19 protein-coding genes and 1 pseudogene are annotated in these 24,045 nt (G+C 44.1%); 16 read left to right on the top strand and 4 right to left on the bottom strand.

The window, feature by feature from the left end:
- The first annotated feature begins 8 nt into the window (after positions 1–8).
- The 3 genes from ACEWB7_RS01990 to ACEWB7_RS02000 are packed head-to-tail and all read left to right on the top strand — an operon-like array spanning position 9 to position 3,542.
- Positions 9–782, top strand: a complete 774-nt coding sequence (locus ACEWB7_RS01990; protein WP_004785705.1) for an enoyl-CoA hydratase — start codon at positions 9–11, stop codon at positions 780–782.
- Positions 783–784: 2 nt separating this feature from the next.
- Positions 785–2,305, top strand: a complete 1,521-nt coding sequence (locus tag ACEWB7_RS01995; protein ID WP_312309883.1) for a 3-hydroxyacyl-CoA dehydrogenase — start codon at positions 785–787, stop codon at positions 2,303–2,305.
- Between the two features lie 25 nt (positions 2,306–2,330).
- Positions 2,331–3,542, top strand: a complete 1,212-nt coding sequence (locus tag ACEWB7_RS02000) for a 3-oxoadipyl-CoA thiolase (protein WP_125278510.1) — start codon at positions 2,331–2,333, stop codon at positions 3,540–3,542.
- Positions 3,543–3,663: 121 nt separating this feature from the next.
- Here the strand turns inward: ACEWB7_RS02000 and ACEWB7_RS02005 are convergent, their stop codons facing one another.
- Entirely contained in the window at positions 3,664–4,101 is a 438-nt protein-coding gene (locus ACEWB7_RS02005; RefSeq protein ID WP_125278511.1) for a PaaI family thioesterase, read from the bottom strand.
- Between the two features lie 111 nt (positions 4,102–4,212).
- Between ACEWB7_RS02005 and ACEWB7_RS02010 the strand changes: the two genes are divergently transcribed.
- From ACEWB7_RS02010 to ACEWB7_RS02040, 7 genes are all read left to right on the top strand, one after another.
- Positions 4,213–4,968 (top strand): class II aldolase/adducin family protein, encoded by a 756-nt coding sequence (locus ACEWB7_RS02010; RefSeq protein WP_125278512.1) that lies wholly within the window; start codon positions 4,213–4,215, stop codon positions 4,966–4,968.
- Positions 4,965–5,888, top strand: coding sequence for a 2-hydroxyacid dehydrogenase (locus ACEWB7_RS02015; protein ID WP_125278513.1), 924 nt, complete (start codon positions 4,965–4,967; stop codon positions 5,886–5,888). The genes ACEWB7_RS02010 and ACEWB7_RS02015 overlap by 4 nt, the downstream gene beginning before the upstream one ends.
- A gap of 36 nt (positions 5,889–5,924) precedes the next feature.
- The gene (locus ACEWB7_RS02020; RefSeq protein ID WP_125278514.1) at positions 5,925–6,713 is read left to right on the top strand and encodes an enoyl-CoA hydratase-related protein; all 789 of its coding nucleotides are present in this window, start codon (positions 5,925–5,927) and stop codon (positions 6,711–6,713) included.
- An 11-nt stretch (positions 6,714–6,724) separates the two neighbouring features.
- On the top strand, positions 6,725–7,705 hold the full coding sequence (locus tag ACEWB7_RS02025) for an NAD(P)H-dependent flavin oxidoreductase (protein ID WP_125278515.1): 981 nt from the start codon (positions 6,725–6,727) through the stop codon (positions 7,703–7,705).
- A 207-nt stretch (positions 7,706–7,912) separates the two neighbouring features.
- Positions 7,913–9,715, top strand: a complete 1,803-nt coding sequence (locus tag ACEWB7_RS02030) for an acyl-CoA dehydrogenase C-terminal domain-containing protein (protein ID WP_125278516.1) — start codon at positions 7,913–7,915, stop codon at positions 9,713–9,715.
- Between the two features lie 135 nt (positions 9,716–9,850).
- The gene (locus ACEWB7_RS02035; RefSeq protein ID WP_125278517.1) at positions 9,851–10,690 is read left to right on the top strand and encodes an alpha/beta fold hydrolase; all 840 of its coding nucleotides are present in this window, start codon (positions 9,851–9,853) and stop codon (positions 10,688–10,690) included.
- 16 nt (positions 10,691–10,706) lie between these two features.
- Positions 10,707–12,203 carry a flavin-containing monooxygenase gene (locus tag ACEWB7_RS02040; protein WP_125278518.1) on the top strand — a complete coding sequence of 499 codons (1,497 nt, stop codon included), beginning with the start codon at positions 10,707–10,709 and terminating at the stop codon, positions 12,201–12,203.
- 66 nt (positions 12,204–12,269) lie between these two features.
- On the opposite strand, the pseudogene ACEWB7_RS02045 reads toward ACEWB7_RS02040, so the two are convergent.
- Positions 12,270–13,531 (bottom strand): annotated as a pseudogene (locus ACEWB7_RS02045) (MFS transporter).
- Positions 13,532–13,812: 281 nt separating this feature from the next.
- Between ACEWB7_RS02045 and ACEWB7_RS02050 the strand changes: the two are divergent.
- Complete coding sequence (locus ACEWB7_RS02050; RefSeq protein WP_125278519.1) at positions 13,813–15,495, top strand: AMP-binding protein; 1,683 nt, start codon at positions 13,813–13,815, stop codon at positions 15,493–15,495.
- A 61-nt stretch (positions 15,496–15,556) separates the two neighbouring features.
- On the opposite strand, the gene ACEWB7_RS02055 is transcribed toward ACEWB7_RS02050, so the two are convergent.
- The gene (locus tag ACEWB7_RS02055; protein ID WP_411580368.1) at positions 15,557–16,780 is read right to left on the bottom strand and encodes a CaiB/BaiF CoA transferase family protein; all 1,224 of its coding nucleotides are present in this window, start codon (positions 16,778–16,780) and stop codon (positions 15,557–15,559) included.
- A gap of 345 nt (positions 16,781–17,125) precedes the next feature.
- On the opposite strand from ACEWB7_RS02055, the gene ACEWB7_RS02060 reads away from it, so the two are divergent.
- Positions 17,126–18,415, top strand: coding sequence for an MFS transporter (locus tag ACEWB7_RS02060; protein ID WP_125278521.1), 1,290 nt, complete (start codon positions 17,126–17,128; stop codon positions 18,413–18,415).
- An 86-nt stretch (positions 18,416–18,501) separates the two neighbouring features.
- Here ACEWB7_RS02060 and ACEWB7_RS02065 read toward each other — a convergent pair whose 3' ends face one another.
- On the bottom strand, positions 18,502–18,990 hold the full coding sequence (locus tag ACEWB7_RS02065; protein WP_034706362.1) for a MarR family winged helix-turn-helix transcriptional regulator: 489 nt from the start codon (positions 18,988–18,990) through the stop codon (positions 18,502–18,504).
- A gap of 505 nt (positions 18,991–19,495) precedes the next feature.
- Here ACEWB7_RS02065 and ACEWB7_RS02070 point away from each other — a divergent pair.
- From ACEWB7_RS02070 to aliA, 4 genes are read left to right on the top strand one after another with little or no spacing between them, the layout of a single operon-like run.
- A complete protein-coding gene (locus ACEWB7_RS02070; RefSeq protein ID WP_125278522.1) occupies positions 19,496–20,260 on the top strand; it encodes a glucose 1-dehydrogenase in 765 nt (254 codons plus the stop codon).
- A 59-nt stretch (positions 20,261–20,319) separates the two neighbouring features.
- Positions 20,320–21,102, top strand: a complete 783-nt coding sequence (badI, locus tag ACEWB7_RS02075) for a 2-ketocyclohexanecarboxyl-CoA hydrolase (RefSeq protein ID WP_166138718.1) — start codon at positions 20,320–20,322, stop codon at positions 21,100–21,102.
- Between the two features lie 12 nt (positions 21,103–21,114).
- The gene (gene aliB, locus ACEWB7_RS02080) at positions 21,115–22,272 is read left to right on the top strand and encodes a cyclohexanecarboxyl-CoA dehydrogenase (RefSeq protein WP_125278524.1); all 1,158 of its coding nucleotides are present in this window, start codon (positions 21,115–21,117) and stop codon (positions 22,270–22,272) included.
- A gap of 54 nt (positions 22,273–22,326) precedes the next feature.
- Entirely contained in the window at positions 22,327–23,994 is a 1,668-nt protein-coding gene (gene aliA / locus ACEWB7_RS02085) for a cyclohexanecarboxylate-CoA ligase (RefSeq protein WP_125278525.1), read from the top strand.
- Positions 23,995–24,045 lie beyond the last annotated feature (51 nt).

Genomic DNA, 24,045 nt, shown 5'->3' on the forward strand with positions numbered 1-24,045 from the left:
GATTTTTGATGGAACAGGTAGTTCAAGTAGAGCAAATCTCGACACATGTGGCGATGGTCAAGATCCATCGTCCAGAAGCTAAAAATGCCCTGAATACAGAAGTGCGTCAGAAACTGGCTGCGGCTTTTCTGCAATTGAATGACGATGAAAATATCCGTGCCATTATTCTCACTGGCGGTGAAACTGACTTCGCTGCAGGCGCTGACCTTAAAGAACTGGCAAATGCTGAAACGATCCAGATGATGCAGCGTCGTACCGAACGTTACTGGCAAGCGATTGCACAATGTTCAAAACCAGTGATTGCAGCAGTAAACGGTTATGCATTGGGCGGCGGTTGTGAACTGGCAATGCATGCGGACATTATCATTGCTGGAAAAAGTGCCCAGTTCGGTCAGCCTGAAGTCAAAGTAGGGGTAATGCCGGGTGCTGGTGGTACACAGCGTTTATTCCGTGCCGTGGGTAAATTTCATGCAATGCGCATCATTATGACGGGTTGTCTGGTTCCTGCACCAGAAGCGTATCAGATTGGTCTGGTGTCTCAAGTAACTGAAGACAGCGAAACCCTTGCAACAGCAATCAAAATGGCTGAAGGTTTGGCAAAAATGCCGCCAATTGCGCTTGAACAAATCAAGGAAGTGGCTTTACTGGCTGAAGATGTGCCACTCAATGCCGGCTTAATGCTGGAACGTAAATCTTTCCAGATGCTGTTTTCTTCAGAAGATCAAAAAGAAGGTATGCAAGCCTTTATCGAAAAACGTAAACCAAATTATCAGGGACGATAAGCATGAGCATTCAAATTCAGAAAATCGGTATTATTGGTGTAGGTACCATGGGTGCGGGCATTGCCCAGATCGCAATTCAATCTGGCCACGATGTCGTGTTGTTTGATGCCAAAGCAGGTGCTGCTGAACAGGCACAGGAAAAGCTGGCTAAAACATTAAATACCCTGGCTGATAAAGGTAAATTCAGCCATGAAAAAGCTGCTGAAGATCTTGCTCATTTATCCATTGCTCAGCAGATCGAAGACCTGAAAGATTGCGATTTAATCGTTGAAGCGATTATTGAAAATCTGGAAATCAAACAAAAACTGATGCAGCAACTGGAAGGTATCATAAAACCGGAAGCGATTCTGGCATCTAATACATCTTCATTGTCGATTAGTGCGATTGCTGCTAATTGCAGTCAGCCAGAACGTGTTGCTGGTTATCACTTCTTTAACCCGGTTCCACTGATGAAAGTGGTTGAGGTCATTGAAGGCTTTAATACCCGTGCTGATATTGTGGATGCGCTCACTCAGTTATCTACGAAAATGGGACATCGCCCGGTAAAAGCCAAAGATACCCCAGGATTTATTATCAACCATGCTGGCCGTGCTTTTGGTAGCGAAGCCTATGCGATTCTGAATGAAAATGTCACTCCATTTTATGACATTGACCGCATCTATCGTGACGGGATCGGTTTCAAGATGGGGCCATTCGAGTTAGGCGATCTGACCGGGATGGATGTATCTCATCCAGTGAGCGAATCGATCTATCACCAATATTATGAAGAAGCGCGTTACCGCCCAAGCGTGATTACCCGCCAGCGTTTTATTGCTAAACAGCTAGGTCGTAAAACCGGTAAAGGTTTTTATGATTACACTTCAGGGAGCAAAGTAGGTGATGTGGCTCCAACCTTGGTTGAAAAGCTGGATCAATATCCATCGGTTTGGTTAGGTACAGAATATAGCGAAGACCGTCAGGCGCTTGAGCAATATCTGCAGCAGTTCAATATTCAGATCGAGCAAACAGAAGCACCTTCAGCAAATGCTTTAATTCTGATTGCCACTTATGGCGAAGATGCCACTTCAGCCGCAGTCCGCTATCAGGTGTCTCCGCAGCAAGTAGTCTGCATTGATCTGCTTTATGGCCTAAATAAACACCGTACCTTGATGCCAACGTTTGTGACCAAAGCTGAACTGATTCATGCAGCACAATCGATTTTCAATCTGGATGGTGTGACCGCGAGCACAATTCAGGAAAGTGTTGGTTTTGTGGCTCAGCGTGCTTTGGCAATGATTGTGAATCTCGGCTGTGATATTGCCCAGCAAGGCGTTGCAACTGTAGAAGATATCAATATCGCGGTGAAATTAGGCCTTGGCTATCCATATGGCCCAATTGAATGGGGGGATGTGCTGGGAGCTGAAAAAATCCTGAAAATTCTGGATCGTATGACTGCGATTACTCGTGACCAGCGTTACCGCCCAAGTCCTTGGTTGCGCCGCCGCGTTCAGCTCGGTTTAGCTCTTGTTCATACTACACATTAATTAAAAAGTTAAAGGAATAACACTCATGTTAAATGCCTATATTTATGATGGTTTACGTTCACCAATCGGTCGCCACGCAGGAAGCCTGGCCACTGTGCGTCCAGATGATCTGGCAGCAACAGTCATTAAAAATCTGCTAGAAAAAACCAGTATTCCAGCAGCTGACGTAGAAGATGTGATCTTTGGTAGCACGAACCAAGCCGGTGAAGACAGCCGTAATGTGGCTCGATTTGCAGCATTGCTTGCTGGTATGCCAGTGACCGTTCCAGGTCAAACAGTTAACCGTCTATGTGCGTCGGGCCTGGGTGCTGTGATCGATTCAGCACGTGCCATTACCGCAGGTGAAGGCGAACTGTATATTGCAGGTGGTGTAGAGAGCATGACACGTGCACCGTTTGTAATGGCTAAAGCTGAAAGCGCGTATTCACGTGATGCCAAAATCTATGACACCACCATTGGTACACGTTTCCCGAACCGTAAATTCACCGATCAGTTTGGCGCGCACAGCATGCCGGAAACAGGTGATAACGTCGCTGAAGAGTTTGGCATTACGCGTGAACAGGCAGATACTTTTGCTGCTGCATCACAAGCGAAATATCAAGCTGCAAAAGAAGCAGGTTTCTTTGAAGGTGAAATTACCCCGATTGAAGTTTCACAAGGGCGTAAATTGCCGCCTAAATTAGTGACTGAAGATGAACATCCACGTCCATCTTCAACATTTGAAGCATTATCCAAGCTAAAACCGCTTTTCGAAGGTGGTGTAGTGACTGCGGGTAACGCATCAGGTATCAATGACGGCGCTGCAGCACTGATTATCGGCAGTGAAAAAGTTCAGGAACAGTATGGCTTAAAACCTTTAGCACGTATCCTGTCTTCTGCAGCCGCTGGCATTGAGCCACGCATCATGGGCGCGGGTCCAATCGAAGCAATCAAAAAAGCCGTAAAACGTGCAGGTTTGACGCTAGATGATATGGACATTATCGAGATCAATGAAGCATTTGCCAGCCAGGTATTATCTTGCCTGAAAGGCTTGGATGTTGCATTTGATGATCCGCGTGTGAATCCAAATGGTGGTGGTATTGCGATTGGCCATCCATTGGGCTGTTCAGGTGCGCGTTTGGCTTTAACTGTTGCGCGTCAATTACAGCGTACTGGTAAAAAATATGCCGTGATCAGCTTATGTATCGGTCTAGGTCAAGGTCTTGCGATGGTGATTGAAAACCCTGAAGCTGCATAACCACTTTAGTCATCGTATTAATGCCATGTATAGCTGATATACATGGCATTTTTTATTGGATTATTTATATAGAAATAAAAATCCCTGCATATCGCAGGGATTAATTTAATCAGCGTCAGGATTATTTGCGGCTAGTGACTAATAAAGTTGCTGAACCAAAGGCATAAATTTTACCGTCTTTGTCGACAATTCGGCCTTCTGAAGTCAGCACATTACGACCGATCCGGATTACTTCACCAATGGCTGTATAAGTTTCACCATTTTTCATGGCTTTGAGCATTTTGACATTCAGGTCAATGGTTGAAAAACTGACGCCAGCATCAACTGTAGTATGAACTGCTGCACCGGTTACACTGTCCAGAACAGTGGCGCAAAATCCACCATGAATGCCACCTTGCAGGTTGAAATGACGTTCATCTGGATAAACTTCATATTCCACATAGTTTTCACGGACAACACTGAGTTTCATGGGAATCAATTGTCCCATCGCTGAACCAGGCAATTCGCCATTTTTAATTGCAGTTAAATATTCGAGTCCATTCATTTGAGCTGTAGTCATATAGCTTCCCTTTAATAAAAATATTTCGCTTTATGAAATAATATTCTGTTTTTCTAAAATTATGATATAACAGATAGTGATCGAAATGCTATATTTTTCCAGGATGGAATGATGACAATAAAAAATCTCGTCACAGATGCTGAATGGCAGGCACGCTGTGAACTCGCAGCACTTTATCGTATTATTGCGCATTATCGGATGACCGACCTGATTGATACTCATATCAGCCTAAGAGTCCCAGATCAACCAGACTGTTTTCTGATTAACCAATATGGTGTCGCATTTGAAAAAATGCGTGCCTCAACGCTGGTGAAGATTAATCATGAAGGACAGGTGGTAGAAAGCTATGAGCAGGACAAGCCAGTCAATATGGCAGGTTTTGTAATTCATTCTGCGATTCATGACGCGCATCCTCATCTCAACTGTGTCATTCATACGCATACTGCAGATGGTATTGCCGTCTCTGCTCAGAAACACGGGCTTCTCCCAATTTCCCAGCACGCCATGAAATTTTATCAGCATGTGGCCTATCACGAATATGAAGGCGTCGCGCTTTCAACTGATGAACAAGAACGCTTGATTCAGGACTTGGGCAGCCATCGCGCCATGATTTTACGCAATCATGGCCTATTAACGGCTGGGGAAACCATTGCGCGGGCTTTTCATGAAATCTATTTCCTGGAGCGCGCCTGTCAGGCACAGGTGAAAGCCTTAAGCGGCGGTGCTGAATTGCATTATCCAGCAGAAGAAGTCCGAATTAAAACAGCCAAGCAGTTCGCCAGTCCTCTCATTGAACCGATTTTACAGCGTGCCTGGCAGGCCGCTTTGTCCCTGATTGAGCATCAATATACGGAGTATGCATCATGATTGTTATTTCCAGTTCTGTACCAAATATTGAAGCCATTCTGGTCAAGTCTTTTCAAAAATATGCGCCTGCTGGCAGTTTCTGTACAGTGGACAGTCCTGAAGCTGAACAGGCAACCACAGTCGCTGCCTGGTTTCCAGATCTGGAAAAAGTGCAGCAGCTACCAAAGCTTGGCCTGATTCATTCGATTGCTGCTGGGGTAGAACATTTAAACTTAAATGCTGTACGTCCAGATCAAGCCGTTTGCCGGGTACTGGATCCACATCATCAAAAGGGCATGTTTGATTATCTGCTTTGGGGTGTGCTGTATTTTCAGCGCTATTTTGACCGCATGATCCAGCAGCAAAAGCAGCAACTGTGGAAGCAGTATCGCCAGAGCTATAGCCATCATATCCAGATCGGGATTATGGGACTCGGGCATATGGGCGGATACGTAGCAGAACGTTTTGCAGACATGGGCTATCAAGTTTCTGGTTGGTCGAATTCCCCAAAAGATATTAATCAAGTTAAAAGTTATGTGGGTCAAGAACAGCTTTCCGAGTTCCTGGCGCAAAGTCAGATTCTGATTAACCTGCTACCCCTTACCGAAGAGAATACTGGGATTCTTTCTGCTGAATTATTTCAGCAACTGCCTGAACAGTCAGCTTTGATTCATGTCGGGCGTGGCCAGCATTTAATCGAGCAGGATTTATTGGATGCGCTGGATTCTGGTCATCTGCGTGGTGCAATTGTCGATGTCTTTGAGCAGGAGCCGTTACCTGCGGACCATCCATTCTGGCAGCACGAAAAAATTGTGGTAACGCCACATGTCGCCTCACATGCGCCGATGTCTGTGGTGGTAGAGCAGATTCTGGAAAATGACCGTCGTTTAAATCAAGGGCTGGATTTGTGTCATCAGGTGGATGTCAATAAAGGCTATTAATTGTAGGGATACAGACAAAAAATAAGGAAATTGATGATGTGGGAAATGATTCAGACCCAGGTTCAGCAAGGCGTTGCCACTTTAAGTTTTAACCGTCCAGATTCACTGAACAGTTTCAATCGGCAAATGCATGAGGAAGTGCAGCAGGTGCTGAAAAGCTGGAATACAGACTCGGATATTCGGGTGATTGTGATTCGTGGTAATGGTCGGGCATTTTCAGCGGGACAGGATTTAAAAGAACGTGCCGGGCAGCTCGGTAGTGTGCCGTTGCCTCCCGAAGGCTCTCTAGCCAAATATTATAATCCTTTGATCAACCTGATTCGTAAAAGTCCCAAACCGGTGCTTGCGGCAGTAAATGGTGTGGCTGCCGGTGCAGGGGCCAATATCGCGCTGGCTTGCGATCTGGTCATTGCCAAAGAAAGTGCCAAATTTATTCAAGCCTTTTCAAAAATTGGCTTGATTCCTGATGCTGGTGGCACCTGGATGTTGCCGCGTTTAATTGGTTATGCACGCGCTATGGCACTGACTTTACTCGGTGAACCTGTGCATGCCAAAGAGGCTGCTGAAATGGGCATGATCTGGAAAATGATCCCTGATGCAGAATTTGATGCTTATATCGATGAGCTTGCACAGCGACTGGCACGACAGCCGACCTATGCACTGGCCTTAACCAAACAGGCTTTGCAACGCAGTGCTGAAAATAGCATGGATCAGCAACTGGAGCTGGAACAAAACCTGCAATACTTGGCCTTAAGTAGCCAGGACTACAAAGAGGGTGTGCAGGCCTTTGTCGAAAAACGCCCTGCACAATTTACCGGACGCTAAGGAGAGCATTCATGAAAATTCAAACGCGTATCACCGAGCTTTTAGGCATTCGCTATCCGATTATTCAGGGCGGCATGATGTGGGTCGGTACCGCAGAAATGGCCAGTGCAGTCTCCAATGCGGGTGGTTTGGGAACGCTGACGGCATTGACACAACCCACACCTGAAGCGCTGACCAAGGAAATTGCACGTTGCCGTGAAATGACGGATCAGCCTTTTGCGGTCAATTTAACTTTATTACCCGCTGTAAACCCACCGCCGTATGCCGAATATCGTCAGGCCATTATTGAAAGTGGAATCAAGATTGTAGAAACGGCAGGTAACAAGCCACATGAACATATTGAGGCCTTTAAACAGCACGGCATCATTGTGATTCATAAATGTACCTCGGTCAGACATGCACTTTCAGCACAACGAATCGGTGCGGATGTGATCTCGATTGACGGTTTTGAATGTGCCGGCCATCCGGGTGAAGATGATATTCCTGGACTAATCCTGATTCCAGCAGCCGCTGATCAGCTCACTATACCGATTGTAGCGAGTGGTGGTTTTGCGGATGGTCGTGGTCTGGTAGCAGCACTCGCTTTAGGTGCTGAAGGCATCAATATGGGGACACGTTTCTGTGCCACACAAGAAGCGCCAATCCATCCCAACATCAAGCAGTTTTATGTCGACAATGATGAAAGGGCAACGCATCTGCTTTACCGCCAGTTCAGAAATACTGCGCGTGTTGCGAAAAATGCGGTATCTGACCTCGTCGTTAAAATGGGTGAAGATCCAAATCTGGAATTTGAACAGATTCGCCCTTATGTCAGTGGCTTAAAAGGCAAGCTGGCTTTGGAAAATGGCGATGTAGATGCAGGCGTACTGACAGCAGGTCAAGTCATGGGATTGATCCATGATATCCCGACCTGTCAAACGCTGATTGACAATATCATGCAAGAAGCAGAACAGATTGTTCAGCAACGTTTGGCTCAGTTTTTCCCGCGCTAGATCGATTTATTTTGATCATTTAATAAAAAGCCATTCATTACCGAATGGCTTTTTTATACCAAAGTTTTAATTTTTTAAATGTGATTTTTTATGTCATGACTAGATTTTATCCATGCACTTATATTATATTCGACCTAAAACATAATTTCGTATTATGAAATTAATTGTCATAAATATACAAATTAGAACTCATACAAGGGAATTACGATGAGAAATTATATTGCGCCATTAAAAGACATGAAGTTTGTCCTGAAAGATCTGCTCAATGTTGAACAGAAATACGAAGGCTATGCAAAGTTCGCAGACAAAGTTTCTATGGATATTATGGAACAATATCTGGAAGTCGCTGCTGATTTTTGCCAAAACGAACTTCTACCAATTAATGCGACAGGCGACCAGCAGGGCTGCCGTCTGCAAGATGGCGTCGTGACTACACCGGATGGTTTTAAAGCTGCTTATGACAAATATGTAGAACTTGGTTTTACCTCATTAACTGGTGATGAAAAATATGGTGGCCAAGGCTTCCCGACCTTATACCGTATTGCTATTTCAGAAATTATTACGGCGACTAACTGGTCTTGGGGTATGTACCCAGGCCTGTCTCATGGTGCGATGCGTACTTTAGAGCATCATGGTAGCGATGAACAGAAACAGAAATTCCTGGTACCTTTAATTGCAGGTCGCTGGACCGGAACCATGTGTTTAACTGAATCACATGCCGGTTCTGATCTGGGCCTGATCCGTACTAAAGCGGTGCCAAATGAAGATGGCAGCTACAGTATCAGCGGTGAGAAAATCTTTATTTCAGCAGGTGAGCATGACCTGGCTGAAAATATCGTACACATTGTATTGGCGCGTTTACCGGATGCGCCTGCAGGTACTAAAGGTATTTCGCTGTTTATCGTGCCTAAATACAATCTGGATGAAGCTGGAAATGTGGCTTCACGCAATGGTGTGGTGTGTAGCGCGATTGAACACAAGATGGGTATTCATGGCAATGCGACCTGTGTACTGAATTTTGATAATGCCAAAGGTTTCCTGATCGGGCCTGAAAACCGCGGCTTGAACTGCATGTTTACTTTTATGAACTCTGCGCGTATTGGTACAGCGATTCAAGGTTTGGCTGCAGCTGAATCTTCTTATCAAGGCGCGTTGGCTTATGCCAAAGACCGTCTGGCGATGCGTTCACTTGAAGGTGCGAAAGAGCCAAACCTGCCTGCGGATCCAATTATCGTGCATCCGGCAGTGCGTAATATGCTACTGACTCAAAAGGTATTTGCAGAAGGTTCACGTGCCTTGGCTTATTATCTGGCAACGTATGCTGATATCGCTGAAGCAACGGATAATCCTGAAGAGAAGAAAGCTGCAGAAGACCGTCTGGCATTATTGACTCCAATTGCTAAAGCCTTAATGACCGAAACAGGTGTAGAAGCTGCCAAACACGGTATGCAGGTCTTTGGTGGACACGGCTATATTGCTGAACATGGCATGGAACAGATTGCCCGTGATGCACGTATTGCCAGTCTGTATGAAGGTACTACTGAAATTCAATCAATCGACTTGCTGGCGCGTAAAGTGCTAGGTTCAAAATTGGGTTTGCTCACTGCATTAACGGATGAGATTCAGGGCTTTGTTAAAGAGCATCAGCAACATGCCCAGTTTAACCAGCAGGTTGCACAAGTGAGCCAGCTGACTGAGCAATGGCTAGAATTAACCAAAACGATTCAGGCTCAGGCACAACAGTCTGCCAATGAAATCGGTGCGGCATCTGTGGATTACCTATATTTCTCTGGTTATGTGGTGTCTTCGTATTTATGGCTGAAAATGGCGATTACGGCGCAGCAAAAGATTGAAGAAGGTAATACTGATCCGTTCTATGCAGCGAAGATCAAAACGGCACAATTCTTCTTTGCCCGGATTCTGCCAAGAACTTCAACTCACGTTGCCAATATTCAGGCCGGTGGTGAGAGCCTGTTCCTGCTGACTCCTGAAGAGTTTAAATTCGATTAATCCTTTTGCCCACGATCAATCTCTCGATCGTGGGTCTTTTTTTGTTACTACTTTTTTTATCCTGCACAAAACTCAATATCGATAGGTACTTTTCAGTATTACATCGGCCATAAAACAACAAGATCAGGAGTCTATATGGATTTAGACACGATTACTCGACAATGTCCTTATGGTGATCTGCAACTGACTTATCATGAAGTCGGACAGAAATCCTCATATCCCACCATCATTCTGATCCATGGTACGGGTGGAAATACCGACAAGCATTTCAGCCATATTTTCCCCATGCTCGGTATCCATCAGCGGGTTTTATCGCTTGATTTGCATACTCCAGATAAAGCCGATCTGGCAGTGACTGATTTTAGTCAACAAGTTGAAGCACTGATCCAGCATGCAGTTGCAGAAGATGAAGCAATTACTGTGGTGGGTTATTCACTTGGTGCTGTGATTGCTGCACAAGTAGCTGCGAGTCTTAAACAGCGCGTGGCACGTTTGATTCTGTTAGCAGGTTGGGCAAAAACCAGCTCGGTGCAACAACTACGGACCACGATCTGGCAACAGCTATTTAACGATCAATCCGCAGTTTTACCGCATTTTGTGAATTATTGCCTGTATAGCGATGATTATTTGTCTGCACGTAGTGAACAGCAGGTGTTGGATCTGGCACGCTTCGTTAAGCCTTCTCAAGATGCAGCCAAACAGCGTGAACTGAATTATCGCATTGACATCACCGCCATTTTGCCGAACATCTCTGCGGAGACTTTGATCGTGGCTTGCCGTGAAGACCGGATGGTGCCTTTAGCGCAAGCAAAATTACTGTTTGCTTCGATTCAGAACAGCCGCTATATCGAAATAGCTTCAGGACATGCAATCCATATTGAAGCGCCAGCGGAAGTGGTGCAACTGATCAACCAGTTTAGCCAGCATCCAGAACAGTATCCGGCGAATCAGAAAATCCAGCCCATGATGCCTTAAAAAAAGGAGAAAAATAATGCAAGCTCAAGGACAGCGCAGCAAGATTTTAATTGTAGGCAGCGGTTTTGGTGGATTAGGCATGGCGATCCGTCTTAAACAGCAGGGCATTCACGATTTTAAAATCATTGAACGTGCAGCAGAAGTGGGCGGAACATGGCGTGATAATACCTATCCCGGTGTCGCCTGTGATGTACCTTCCCATTTATATTCTTTCTCGTTTATTAAAAATCCCAACTGGTCACGTGTCTTTCCGCAAGGGGCAGAAATTCAACGTTACTTAATTCAATGCTGTGATCAGGAAAATATCCGGCCACATATTGATTTTCATACTCAGCTCGAAAAAGCCAGCTGGAATACCGAAAAACGTATCTGGAATATTCAGACATCTAAAGGTTCTTATGAAGCAAATTTTTTAATTACAGCAACCGGGCATCTGGCAGATGAACATCTGCCACAAATTCCGGGACTAGAAAAATTTCAAGGTCAGGTGATGCATTCTGCACGCTGGAATCACGAAGTAAATCTGGAAAACCAGCGCGTAGTTGTGGTGGGTTCAGGGGCTTCTGCCATACAGCTTGTACCAGAAATTGCCAAAACAGCCAAAAGCCTGACCGTATTGCAGCGCAGTGCACCGTATATCTTGCCGCGACCAGACCGACCTTATTCTGAGTCAGAAAAACAGCTTTTCCGCAAAGATCCGGACAGCATGGCAGAGTTAAGACATTCCTTGTTCTGGGGCAATGAATATAATTTTGCCCAGCGCCGTAATCTGAAAAGCCAGATCGAGCGGGTCAAGAAAAACTGCCTGCAATTCTTGAAACATCAGATTTCAGATCCTGAATTACAGCAGAAACTCACACCGAATTATGAACCGGGCTGTAAGCGCTTATTGCTGTCCAATAATTATTACCCGACTTTTCTAAAGCCGAATGTCACGCTTGAAGATTCTGCTTTGGCTCAAGTGAATAAGGATGGCGTGATCAGTAAGTCCGGCAATGAATTCCCTGCAGATATCATCGTATTCGCCACCGGGTTTGAAGCGGCACGTCCACCTTATGCAGCAAAGGTGGTAGGTAAACAGGATTTAAGCCTGGAGCAGCAATGGTCTAGTGGTATGCAGGGTTATCAGTCTACAACCGTACATAACTTTCCGAATCTGTTTATCTTAAATGGTCCAAATACCGGAAGTGGGCATAACTCAGCACTTTATTTCCTGGAAACCCAGTTTGATCTGGTACTGGACGCCTTGCAGTTTTTTGAACAGGAACAGATACAGGTATTCGAAGCTGATCAAGATGCTGAAAATACCTATATGCAGGAGTTACAGCAGCTTTCCCAAGGCAGTGTCTGGTTATCAGAAAGCTGTAAAAGCTGGTATCTGGACCCGGTGAGCCGCAAGCTGACTTTGGTCTGGCCAGATTATGCGCATTCATTTAGAGACAAAAACCAGCATTTTATTCGCAGTGGTTACCATTATGAATACATGGAAAATGTTCAAAGAAAAGTCGTCTGATTTTTAAATTTTATTCATTAAAAAACCAGTCTATTTGACTGGTTTTTTATCAAAAGATGATAGAGATTAATCTGCTTTTTGCGGATCATATAAGCGATCACGTATAAACAGTGCAGGAATCAGACCACAAATAAAATAGGCGCCTGCCATAACTAGTAGTCCCGTTCCAATTGAACCTCCATGAGCAAAATATCCAATTGTGAGTGGTGCAAATACTGCTCCGATACGGCCTATATTGAATGCACCACCTACAGCCGTACCACGAATCGAAGTAGGGAAGCTTTCAGTCATATACGTGGCATTAATGGCAAATGGCATACCATATAAGAAGCCGAACATGAGCATCAGGTACAAAATATTGGTCGGTGTATTGAAATAAATTACAATCGGAAGAAACAGGGCTGTGCCCATGGTTCCAAAAGCGAACAAGGCACGTCGTCCGAAACGATCTGCCAGAATGCCTGCGACGATCTTGGCAAAAATCATGATCATAAACGTGCCAACCATATAGCCAGTCATGGCCTTAAAACTGATGCCCAGATCCGATTCGAGATAGGCAGGTAACCAGTTACTTAAACCGGCATAACCAAATTGCAGGGCACCTGCACTTAAAATCCATAGTAAAAACATCCAGCGGTGATTTTTATCTTTGAGAATGACTTTATAAGGATTCTGCTTTTTCACCTTAACATTGCTAGCTGCTTCCTGACGTTTTAATTCACGTGAACGTAGCCATGAATCCGGCTCAGGAACAAGGAAATAAAGCAGAAAAGCCAGAACGATCGGGCAAATGGTAATCCAGTACAGCATACGCCAGCCATATTCAGGAATAATCCAACCCGCCAGTAAAGTTGCACATAATGAACCTAAGGTAAACCGGTCATAAGTGCTGCCAGAACAGTCTTCCGGTATTTTTCGGAACATATTCTGACATTAAGGTATTACAGGCGATGTATAGGGAACCCAGTCCAATAGCTGCAATACTGCGGATAATTAAAAACTGATGGTAAGATTCTACAAAGCCCAAGGTGCAGGATAAGCTGGAAGCAAGAATCATATAAAATACAATAACTTTCACCCGGCCAAAACGGTCACAGGCCCAACCGCCAATCACTCCACCGACCAGACTCCAGCTCCCTAAGGCACCTGCCTGAACGGTGGTTAAATTAAATTCAGCTTTGATACTGGTAAGGCTATAGGCCAAGAAAGCCAGATCAACACCGTCTGCAAAGTAAAATAAGAAAACATAGAATAAACGCGGTCATCCATATTTTTTTAGGCTGAACTGTGACCCGTTCAGCTTCTAGCACTGAAGTTTCATACGTCATCATCGACATCCTTTTCTTGTTACGTTGTTGTTTTATAAGAATGAATCCACATTCTTTTGTTGCTTTTACTGATTTATTATTTCGCTATAAGAAATGTTATATTATTAATTGATAAAATATATCCAAATAATTAGCCATAAAATTCGTGATTTTATTTGTAAAAATTTGAAATTAGCCAAATATTGCATTGATTTGGGAGGAAAGATAACGTTATTATTTTTTAATCAAAATAAAGTTTCACAATACAAAATAAATTTAAAATCAAGGATAGGAGTGCTGTAATGACAAGTCAGCCATGGATGGAAGAATATAAAAAATGGAACGTCAATCCGGAATTTACCCGGCCCGATCCTGACAAAACTTTGAGTACGATGATTGCTGAGAATCTGCTTAAGTTTAAGGATAAGACTGCATTCTTTTATCTGGATCGAAAGTTCAGCTATCAGGAGATTGACGTTTATAGCCAGAAACTGGCGACCTATCTTCAAAATCTAGGCTTGGCAGCCGGTAGCCGAATCGCGGTGATGTTGCCGAATATTATTCAATATCCGATTGCGACTTTCGCGATTATTCGTGCGGGTTATATTCTGGTTAATGTAAACCCGATGTACACCCAGCGTGAGTTGTATCATCAAGTTCAGGATTCAGGAGCAGAAGCCTTGATTATTCTGGGCTCAACCTTAGAACAGTTAAATAATCTGGATGAATGTTCTGCGCTAAAACATGTGATTTCTACCCATCCGCTCGATTTCATTCAGGATCAGTCAGTTTCAATTTATAGCCAAACAGCGCAATATCCTGATAAACATTTTTCTGACTTTAAGCAGGCCATTGATCAGGTACAGGTGATTGATTTTGTAGCGCCTGTACAGCAGCAGGAAGATACTGTCATTCTGCAATATACCGGTGGGACTACAGGTGTTTCCAAAGGGGCTGAACTCAGTCATCGCAATATCTTATTTAATATTGCCCAAAACAGTACGGTGTTTATCAGTCATTTTGGGGACCGCTATGCGACTGAAGATGAATATGTGTTTTGTGCCTTGCCGCTGTATCACATTTATGGTTTTACCATCTGCCTGTTCAGTTATGGACTAAGTCGCGGTTTTGCCAATGTCCTGATTCCAAATCCAAGAGATCTGGATGCACTGGTAGATCAATATCATAAGCATCCTCCGACGGTGTTTCCGGGCGTGAATACCATGTTTAATGCATTGGCTCATCATCCACGTTTCCGCGAGCTGGATCACTCACGCCTAAAAACCACGACAGGCGGCGGTGCATCTGTTTTAAAAAACACGGCAGAATTATGGTACGAAGTCACAGGCTGTCATATCTATGAAGGCTACGGTCTTTCTGAAACCTCACCAACGGCAACATTTAACCCGCCTTTAAGCAAGCGCTTTAGCGGTAGTATTGGCTTGCCATTGGCAGGCACAGAAATTCAGATTCTGGATGATGAAGGAAAACCTGTAGCACTTCATCAGGCTGGAGAAATTGCTATTCGCGGCCCTCAGGTGATGAAAGGTTACTGGAAGCAACCGGAAGCAACAGCACAGGTATTTACCAAAGATGGTTTCTTCCTGACAGGTGATATCGGTTGTATGGACGAGCAGGGTTATATCACTATTCTGGACCGTAAAAAGGACATGATTCTGGTCTCCGGCTTTAATGTCTATCCAAATGAGCTGGAAGGCGTTTTATCCAAACATCCTAAAGTACTGGAATGTGCCGTCATTGGAGTGGATGATGAAAAATCTGGACAAGTTCCGAAAGCCTTTATTGTAAAACAGGATACCAGTCTGACCGAGAATGAAGTCATGACTTATCTGAGACTACAATTGACCAGTTATAAGCTGCCAAAATATATTGAGTTTTTGTCTGGATTGCCAAAGTCTGCAGTCGGTAAAATTCTACGCCGTGAGTTGCCTAAAACCGTGCAGCCGGATGCCAAAGCCTGCTGAGAAATGACATAGTCAAAATAAAAAAGGAATCTTTCGATTCCTTTTTTTATTGCTGAGCAGTTTAGCGCTGCTGGATGACTTTTTTACTTTTCAGCTCTTCCATTTCAGCAGGGCTTAAATACTGGCTCAAGATGGCGTCGGTATCTTCACCCAGACACGGTGGTGCTTTTTTATATTTTACCGGGGTCTTGGAAAGTTTAATCGGCGAACCAATCGAGGTGTAATCGTCACGTAGAGTATGCGGCATCTGAATGACCATTTCACGCGCCAGAACCTGTTCTTCTTCCAAAGCCTGTTTCAGGTTATTGATCATGCCCACTGGGACTTTGACTGCATGAATAAGATCTACCCAGTGTTTTGCCGGTTGAGAATAGAAATGCGCCTGCAGAAGGGTGGTCAGTTCTTCACGATGTGTAACCCGGCCTGAATTTTTCAAGAAACGCGGATCTTCTGCCACTTTGGTCAAACCCACGGCCTGACACAGCGCTTGAAATTGCAGGTCATTCCCACAAGCAATAATGAATTCACCTTCCTGTGCTTTAAACACCTGATAAGGCACAATATTGGCATGGGCATTTCCGAAGCGGCCAGGGACTTTACCTGAGGTCAGATAATTCATGGCTAGAACAGAAAGGGAAGCAACTTGGGTATCCAGCAGTGCCATATCAATATGCTGACCTTCACCGGTTTTTCCACGGGACAATAAAGCAGCCTGAATCGCAATTGCAGCATATAAGCCAGTGGTCAGATCAGCAAAGGCTAGACCTGCTTTTTGCGGACCACCCCCTGGAAGGTCATCACGTTCACCCGTAACACTCATCATACCGCCCATACCCTGAACAATGAAGTCATAGCCTGGTTCTTGCGCACGCGGGCCATTCTGGCCAAAGCCGGTAATTGAACAGTACGCCAGACGCGGATTTATCTGGCTCAGACTTTCATAATCCAGACCATATCTTTTCAATGAACCCGCTTTATAGTTCTCAATGACTACATCGCTTTGTTCTGCGAGTTTCTTGATAATGCGTTGACCTTCCGGGGTAGATAAATCTACGGCAACCGAATGTTTACCACGATTGGCTGAAAGGTAGTAAGCCGATTCATGGGTATCTTCCTGCTGATTATTTTTAAGCCAAGGTGGTCCCCAGATTCGTGTGTCATCTCCATGATCAGGCTTTTCAATTTTAATCACTTCTGCACCTAAGTCCGCCAGAATCTGGCTACACCAAGGACCAGCCAAAATCCGGCTTAAATCCAGTACACGAAAGCCTGTTAAAGCACCCATCGTTACGCTCCCTGTTCGATGTTATTTAGATTACATGTCATTTTAATAATCGCTTTAAAGCTATATGAAAATGGAAAAACAATCAACTTTATGATACTTAATTTCGCCTAACAAAATAAAACACCTAAAATGATTGAAAAATCATCCTAACTTCTTTAGCCTGATGACGAGAATAAATACGATTCAAAAATAACAGGAGAGGGAAAAGTCTCGGGAATGAGACTATAAGAACAGGAGTAAGTACTGTGCTTTGAAAACGGATCGCGCTTAAAGCGCATGCATACAGAAGTGTGCATACTCAAGATCAGAATGAAAAAACCTAAGGATAGGAATAGAGATTTAAATATGACGGAATTAGTAAGAGAACAAGTTTTAGAAAGAGAACTCGCAAAGATAAAACCCACCACCAAGCGAACCCAGCAGATCGCCTTTGTCTTTGCCTTTTTGGCACTCTTGGTCGATGGCGCGGACATGCTACTGCTGTCCTTCAGCTTAAACAGCCTGAAAGCAGAATTTGGTTTAAGTAATTTACAAGCCGGTACCTTGGGTAGTTTTACACTGGCGGGTATGGCGATTGGTGGTTTTATTGGTGGCTGGGCTTGTGACCGTTTAGGCCGGGTACGTACAGTCGTTATTTCAATTCTGATCTTTTCAGTATTAACTGCAGCCTTGGGCTTTACCCAAAACTATGAACAGTTCGCGGTACTACGTTTCCTGTCTGCGTTTGGGATCGGGTCTTTATATATTGCAGCCAGTACCCTGATGGCTGAATATGTACCAACCAAATACCGGACTACAATTTTAGGTACCTTACAGGCAGGTTGGACGGTCGGCTATATCGTAGCTACTGTATTGGCAGGTTGGATTATTCCTGAATATGGCTGGCGTACACTGTTTTTTGTCGCGATTATCCCATCCGTCATGGCGATTTTTATCCAGAAACTGGTTCCTGAACCAGAATCGTGGCAGCGTGCAAGATTACTGCGTTTATATGCACCCGCTGAAGAAACCACCAAACAGCCTGTTAAGAAAAGTACTGTCAAAGAAATCTTTGCAGATCCTGCGAATCGTAAAATGTTTATTTTATGGATTTTTACGGCTGGGTTCCTGCAGTTTGGCTATTACGGTGTAAATAACTGGATGCCGGCTTATCTAGAATCTGAATTACACATGAACTTTAAATCAATGGCGGGCTATATGATCGGGACTTATGTCGCCATGATTTTGGGTAAAGTTCTGGCCGGTTTTGCTGCAGACCGTTTAGGTCGACGCGCCGTTTTCTCTTTTGGCGCGATTGGTACGGCGATTTTTCTACCCGTAATTGTGCTGTTCAACACCCCAGATAATATTGCCTATCTGCTAATTTTCTTTGGTTTCCTATATGGTATTCCATATGCAATTAACGCAACTTATATGACTGAAAGCTTTGCGACGTCAATCCGCGGTACAGCAGTCGGTGGTGCTTATAATGCAGGGCGTATTGGGGCCATGTTTGCGCCTGCGATTATTGGCGCAGCAGCGAGTGGTGGTTCAATTGGCTTGGGCTTCCTGATTATGGGCGGTGCCTATTTCTTGTGTGGTGCAGTGTCTGGGATCTTTATCAAAGATCGTCAATATGACCCACAAAAAGCATAATGATCATTTTAAACAATGATGTTAAAAATGAGCCTCATAAGGGCTCATTTTTTATCTATTTAATTTAAAAATAAGATTTCTATTTTTTATTGGTCCGACTCTTTTTGCAGATGAATACTTTTCAGACCATCATTTACTTTATTGAGTAAATGAATCAGGGTAATCACATCATCAAAAGCCAGTTTATTTAAGGCTTGTCCATAAAACTCAAAAAAATCATCCTGCAGGCTATCCCAGGTCTGAAAACCTTCAGTGGTAAGCGCAACAATTTTGGCACGTCGATCCTGCTCATTGATAACACGCTCTACCAGTCCATCACGTTCCAGTCGTTTTAAGACAGCATCCAGATTTTGTCGGCTTACACCCAGATATTCGGTCAGATCTGAAAAAGACATACCAGATTTAACTTTAGGACGAGACAGGGCACCCAGCACAGCCCAATGCACGGGAGATATTTTTAGCTCATTTAAGCATTTTCGATCCAGACTGTTTCCCACCTGAAACAGACGGAAAAACAGCCGGTTATGAGCGGAATATAAGGATTGATCATATTTTTTTGACAAAGTATCACTCACTATATGCAACATCCTCAAAACTGAAATAGCCAAACGGCGCAAAGTATAACCTATCGCTTTTTCGCATAAATCAGTTTCTTTTATAATTTGTTTTAAAAATCATAGTTTTTTAGTAGAAATCTGCATCTTTAAATCCTGTACTAAGCGATTAAATCATTTAAAAATATCTTTCTTGATATTCACAGTTTCAGTTTGTTCTCTAGCTGAATATCAAGGCAGTCATCTAGCAATCTAAAGAAATAAAACATCCTTCATTAAATAGAAATAGTTTAGTAATAAGCTGGGACTAGATATTGGTTACTCTAAAGATAAAAGTCAATATAGGTCAATACATTGAATAAATAAAATTATTAAATAATTGTTATTTATACATTTATAAAAATATAAATATTATTTTATGTAAATATGTTGACATAAATTCAATCTCTTTCTATTTTAGATAAAACACACCGAATTAGAACAATAGCCGATTAAATTCGACAACAAATAGCGTAGGGATAAAACAATGAAAGGATTAAAAGATAAGGTCGTGATTGTGACAGGCGGTGCAGGCGGAATTGGTTCCGCAACCTGCCGACGTTTGGCAGAAGAAGGCGCTAAAGTTGCCATTTTTGATATGAATCTGGAAGCTGCCGAGAAGTTGGCAAATGAAATTAATCAATACGGTCGGGCGCTGGCGATTCAATGTGATATTACCCAAAGTGACGTCGTTGAACAGGCGGTTCAAAAAACGGAAACTGAATTAGGCCCGATCGATGGACTAGTGAATAATGCTGGTTGGGACATTTTTAAACCCTTCATTAAAAGCACCCCAGACGAATGGCAGAAACTGATCCAGATCAATCTGGTCGGTATGCTGAATATGCACTTTGCTGTGCTGAAAGGCATGGTCGAACGTAATTCCGGCAGCATTGTTAATATTGCCTCAGATGCAGCCCGTGTCGGTTCTTCGGGCGAAGCTGTCTATGCCGCCTGTAAGGGAGGTTTGCTATCTTTCTCCAAAACTCTGGCACGCGAACATTCACGCCACAACATCAAAATTAATGTGATTTGCCCAGGCCCAACAGACACCGCTTTACTTGCAGGCGTGACTGAGGGTGCATCGAATCCCGAAAAATTACGTGAAGCCTTTGTTCGTGCCATTCCACTGGGCCGTTTGGGTCAACCGGATGATTTAGCCTCTGCGATTGCCTTTTTCTTGAGCAAAGATGCCAGCTTTATTACCGGACAGGTGCTTAGTGTCTCTGGTGGCCTGACCATGAACGGTTAAAGCATCAAATTAATCGACAATAAATTAGATAGATAAAAACAGTACAGGACGTAATGAATATGAATTTTGAAGATATCTTATATGAAGTAAAAAACGGTGTGGCCTGGATCACAATTAACCGCCCAGAAAAAATGAATGCTTTTCGTGGTACAACCTGTGACGAACTGATTAAGGCCTTAAACAAGGCTGGTTATGACCGTAATATTGGTGCGATTGTATTGGCGGGTGCCGGTGAAAAAGCCTTCTGTACCGGTGGTGACCAGTCTGCACATGATGGCAATTATGACGGTCGTGGCACCATTGGTTTACCGATGGAAGAATTGCATACCGCCATTCGTGATGTCCCAAAACCGGTGATTGCGCGTGTACAAGGTTATGCAATTGGTGGTGGTAATGTACTGGCAACCATTTGTGATCTGACGATCTGCTCAGATAAAGCCATTTTCGGTCAGGTCGGACCAAAGATGGGATCTGTTGATCCTGGTTATGGCACGGCATTTTTAGCGCGCGTCGTGGGTGAGAAGAAAGCCCGTGAAATTTGGTATATGTGCCGTCGTTATTCTGGTCAGGAAGCGGTTGAAATTGGCTTGGCCAATAAATGTGTGCCGGCAGATCAACTTGATGCAGAAGTTCAGGCATGGGGCGAAGAAATCTGTCAGCGTAGTCCGACCGCAATCGCGATTGCCAAACGCAGTTTCAATATGGATACCGCACATCAGGCAGGGATCGCTGGCATGGGCATGTATGCGCTAAAACTTTATTACGATACCGAAGAGTCTCGTGAAGGCGTCAATGCACTGAAAGAAAAACGTCAGCCTGAATTCCGTAAATATGCCAAATAAGGAGACTGATCAATGAAAAAGAATCCTTATATCACCGAAGATCTAGAATTTTTAGCTGAAACGGCAGAAAAATTTGCCCAGAAATATGTGGCTCCCGGTTTTCTGGAGCGTGATCAAAGCCGAGTCTTTGATCGTGATCTGGTGAAAAAAATGGGGGAAATGGGCTTTATAGCCCCCGAACTCCCTGAACAATACGGTGGTCAGGGTATGGGCCGACTGGCAGCAGGGATTATCCATGAAGCCATTGCCAAGGCTGATTTAAGTTTTTCCTATATCAATCTGCTTGCATCGTTAAATGGCCAGATTCTGGCAGAACATGGCCAACCTGAAGTGGTGGAGCCGTGGTTAAAAAAACTGACAGCTGGTGAAGCGATTTTTTCAATTGCGTTGACCGAGCCGCGTGGTGGTTCAGATGCTGCCAACTTACGTTTAAAGATTGAACGTGATGGCGATGAATATGTCATTAACGGTGAAAAAACTTCGATTTCAGCAGCCGATCAGGCAGATGCTTCAGTGGTCTTTGGCCGCAGCGGTACAAATGAGAGCGGAGCCCATGGTGTTACGGCGCTTTTAGTTCCAATGAACTTACCAGGCATCAGCACCACACGATTTGACTGCCATGGTCAGCGTGCGATTGGCCGCGGTTCGATCTTCTTTGACAATGTCCGTGTACCAGTAAATCATCGTCTGGGCAATGAAAATAAAGGTTTCGTTCAGGTTATGCAGGGCTTTGATTTCTCGCGTGCCCTGATTGGTCTGCAAGTTTTGGCGGTTGCACGCGTCAGTCTGGATGAGGCTTGGGAATATGCTGCGCAACGTGAAGCTTTTGGTCAGCCATTGACTGCTTTCCAGGGTGTTTCCCATCCGTTAGCAGAATATGAAACGCAGGTTGAAGCTGCGCGCTTACTTTGTCTGCAAACATTATGGTTGAAAGACAACCATCTGCCACATACCTCTGAAGCAGGCATGTGTAAATGGTGGGGGCCGAAACTGGCCTATGATGTGATTCATCAATGCCTGCTGACTTTTGGTCATGCCGGTTATGATCGTGGTGTGATGGAACAGCGCATGCGTGATGTACTGGGCTTCCAGATTGGCGATGGCACAGCACAGATCATGAAAACAATTATCGCTCGGCATAAGGCAGGACGTAAGGCTGTACCAGCTTAAGGAAAGTATGCCCCCGCCAAAATAAGACTATTATAAAAAATGAGGAATAAGCGAATGGATTTCGATGCGGTTCTGATCCCGACAAGAAAAGAGGCCATGCTCAAACAGGGACACTGGCTCAATCAAACAATTCTCGATTTTTTACGCAGTGCAGTAGAAAAAAATCCAGACAAAACCGCTTTAGTGAGTTTTAAGGTCGAGAATCAAACTGAACAGACCTTCAGCTACCAGCAGCTTTGGGACATGACCAATAAAATTGCGCTGGGCTTGAAACAGTTGGGTATCGAGAAAAATGATGTGGTGTCTTGCCAGTTGCCGAACTGGTGGGAATTTACCTTGCTGTATCTGGCTTGTAGCCGTATTGGCGTCGTATTGAATCCACTCATGCCGATATTCCGTGAACGTGAATTGGAATTCATGCTGAAACACGGTGAATCTAAAGTATTTGTTGTGCCTAAAATCTTTCGTAATTTTAGCCATGAACAGTTGGCCAATCAGCTATACAACAAGCTGGACAGCCTAAAACATGTCGTCGTAGTGAATGGGGATGGTGAGAATAATTTTGATCGCCTGTTACTGAATCATGGGCTAGAACAGAATCCTACAGCCGTTGCTGCGCTGGATGAGCTTGAGTCTAGCCCCGATGATATTACCCAACTGATCTTTACCTCGGGTACCACAGGTGAACCCAAAGGCGTGATGCATACCGCCAATACCTTATTTTCTAATATTGTGCCTTATGCAGAGCGACTGCATTTAACTGAAAATGATGTGGTGTTGATGGCATCACCGATGGCGCATCAGACCGGATTTATGTATGGCCTGATGATGCCGATTCAGCTCAATACCAAAGTGGTATTACAGGATGTCTGGGATGTCTCCAAAGCAGTCGATCTGATTCATCAGCATCAGGTGAATTTTACCATGGCTTCAACACCATTCCTGAATGACCTATCCAATACTGTGGCTGAACAGCATGACAAAGTCGATTCACTGAAAATTTTCCTTTGTGCTGGTGCGCCAATTCCTGGACCACTGGTACAAAAAGCCCGGGAGATTTTAGGCGTAAAAGTGATTTCAGCCTGGGGGATGACTGAATGTGGTGCGGTCACTACTACCTGTCCAGAAGATGACGATGAACGTTCTTTTAATACTGATGGTATTGCCTTACCGGGTGTAGACGTCAAAATTGTCGATAAAACAGGACAGACCAAGCCGGTAAATGAATCTGGTCGCTTGATGATTCGTGCTTGTTCCGGATTCGGTGGCTACCTCAAACGTGCTCATTTAAATGATACCGATGCAGATGGCTGGTTTGATACGGGCGATATCGCCTATCAAGATGAGAAAGGTTATATCCGGATTTGTGGCCGTAAAAAGGATGTAATCATTCGTGGCGGTGAAAATATTCCGGTCGCAGAAATTGAATCACTTTTATATAAACATCCCAATGTGGCGGTGGTCGCTTTAGTGGCCTATGCAGATGAACGGCTAGGTGAGCGTGCCTGTGCGATTATCAAGTTAAAAGATCAAGCACAGTCTTTAAGTTTTAATGAGCTGGTGGATTTTCTGAAAACCCATAATCTGGCAATGCAATATATTCCAGAACGTTTGGAGATTTGGGACGAGATTCCGATGACGCCATCGGGGAAAATCCAGAAATTTAAACTCAGAGAATTACTGGCCCAGCATATTGCATCAACTGTGGCAGTAGCAAATTAGAACTGAGAATAAAACTGAACAAACCCTGATGTGACATCACATCAGGGTTTT

Source organism: Acinetobacter sp. NIOH-H-8, from assembly GCF_046635365.1.
In the GTDB taxonomy this organism is placed as follows: domain Bacteria; phylum Pseudomonadota; class Gammaproteobacteria; order Pseudomonadales; family Moraxellaceae; genus Acinetobacter.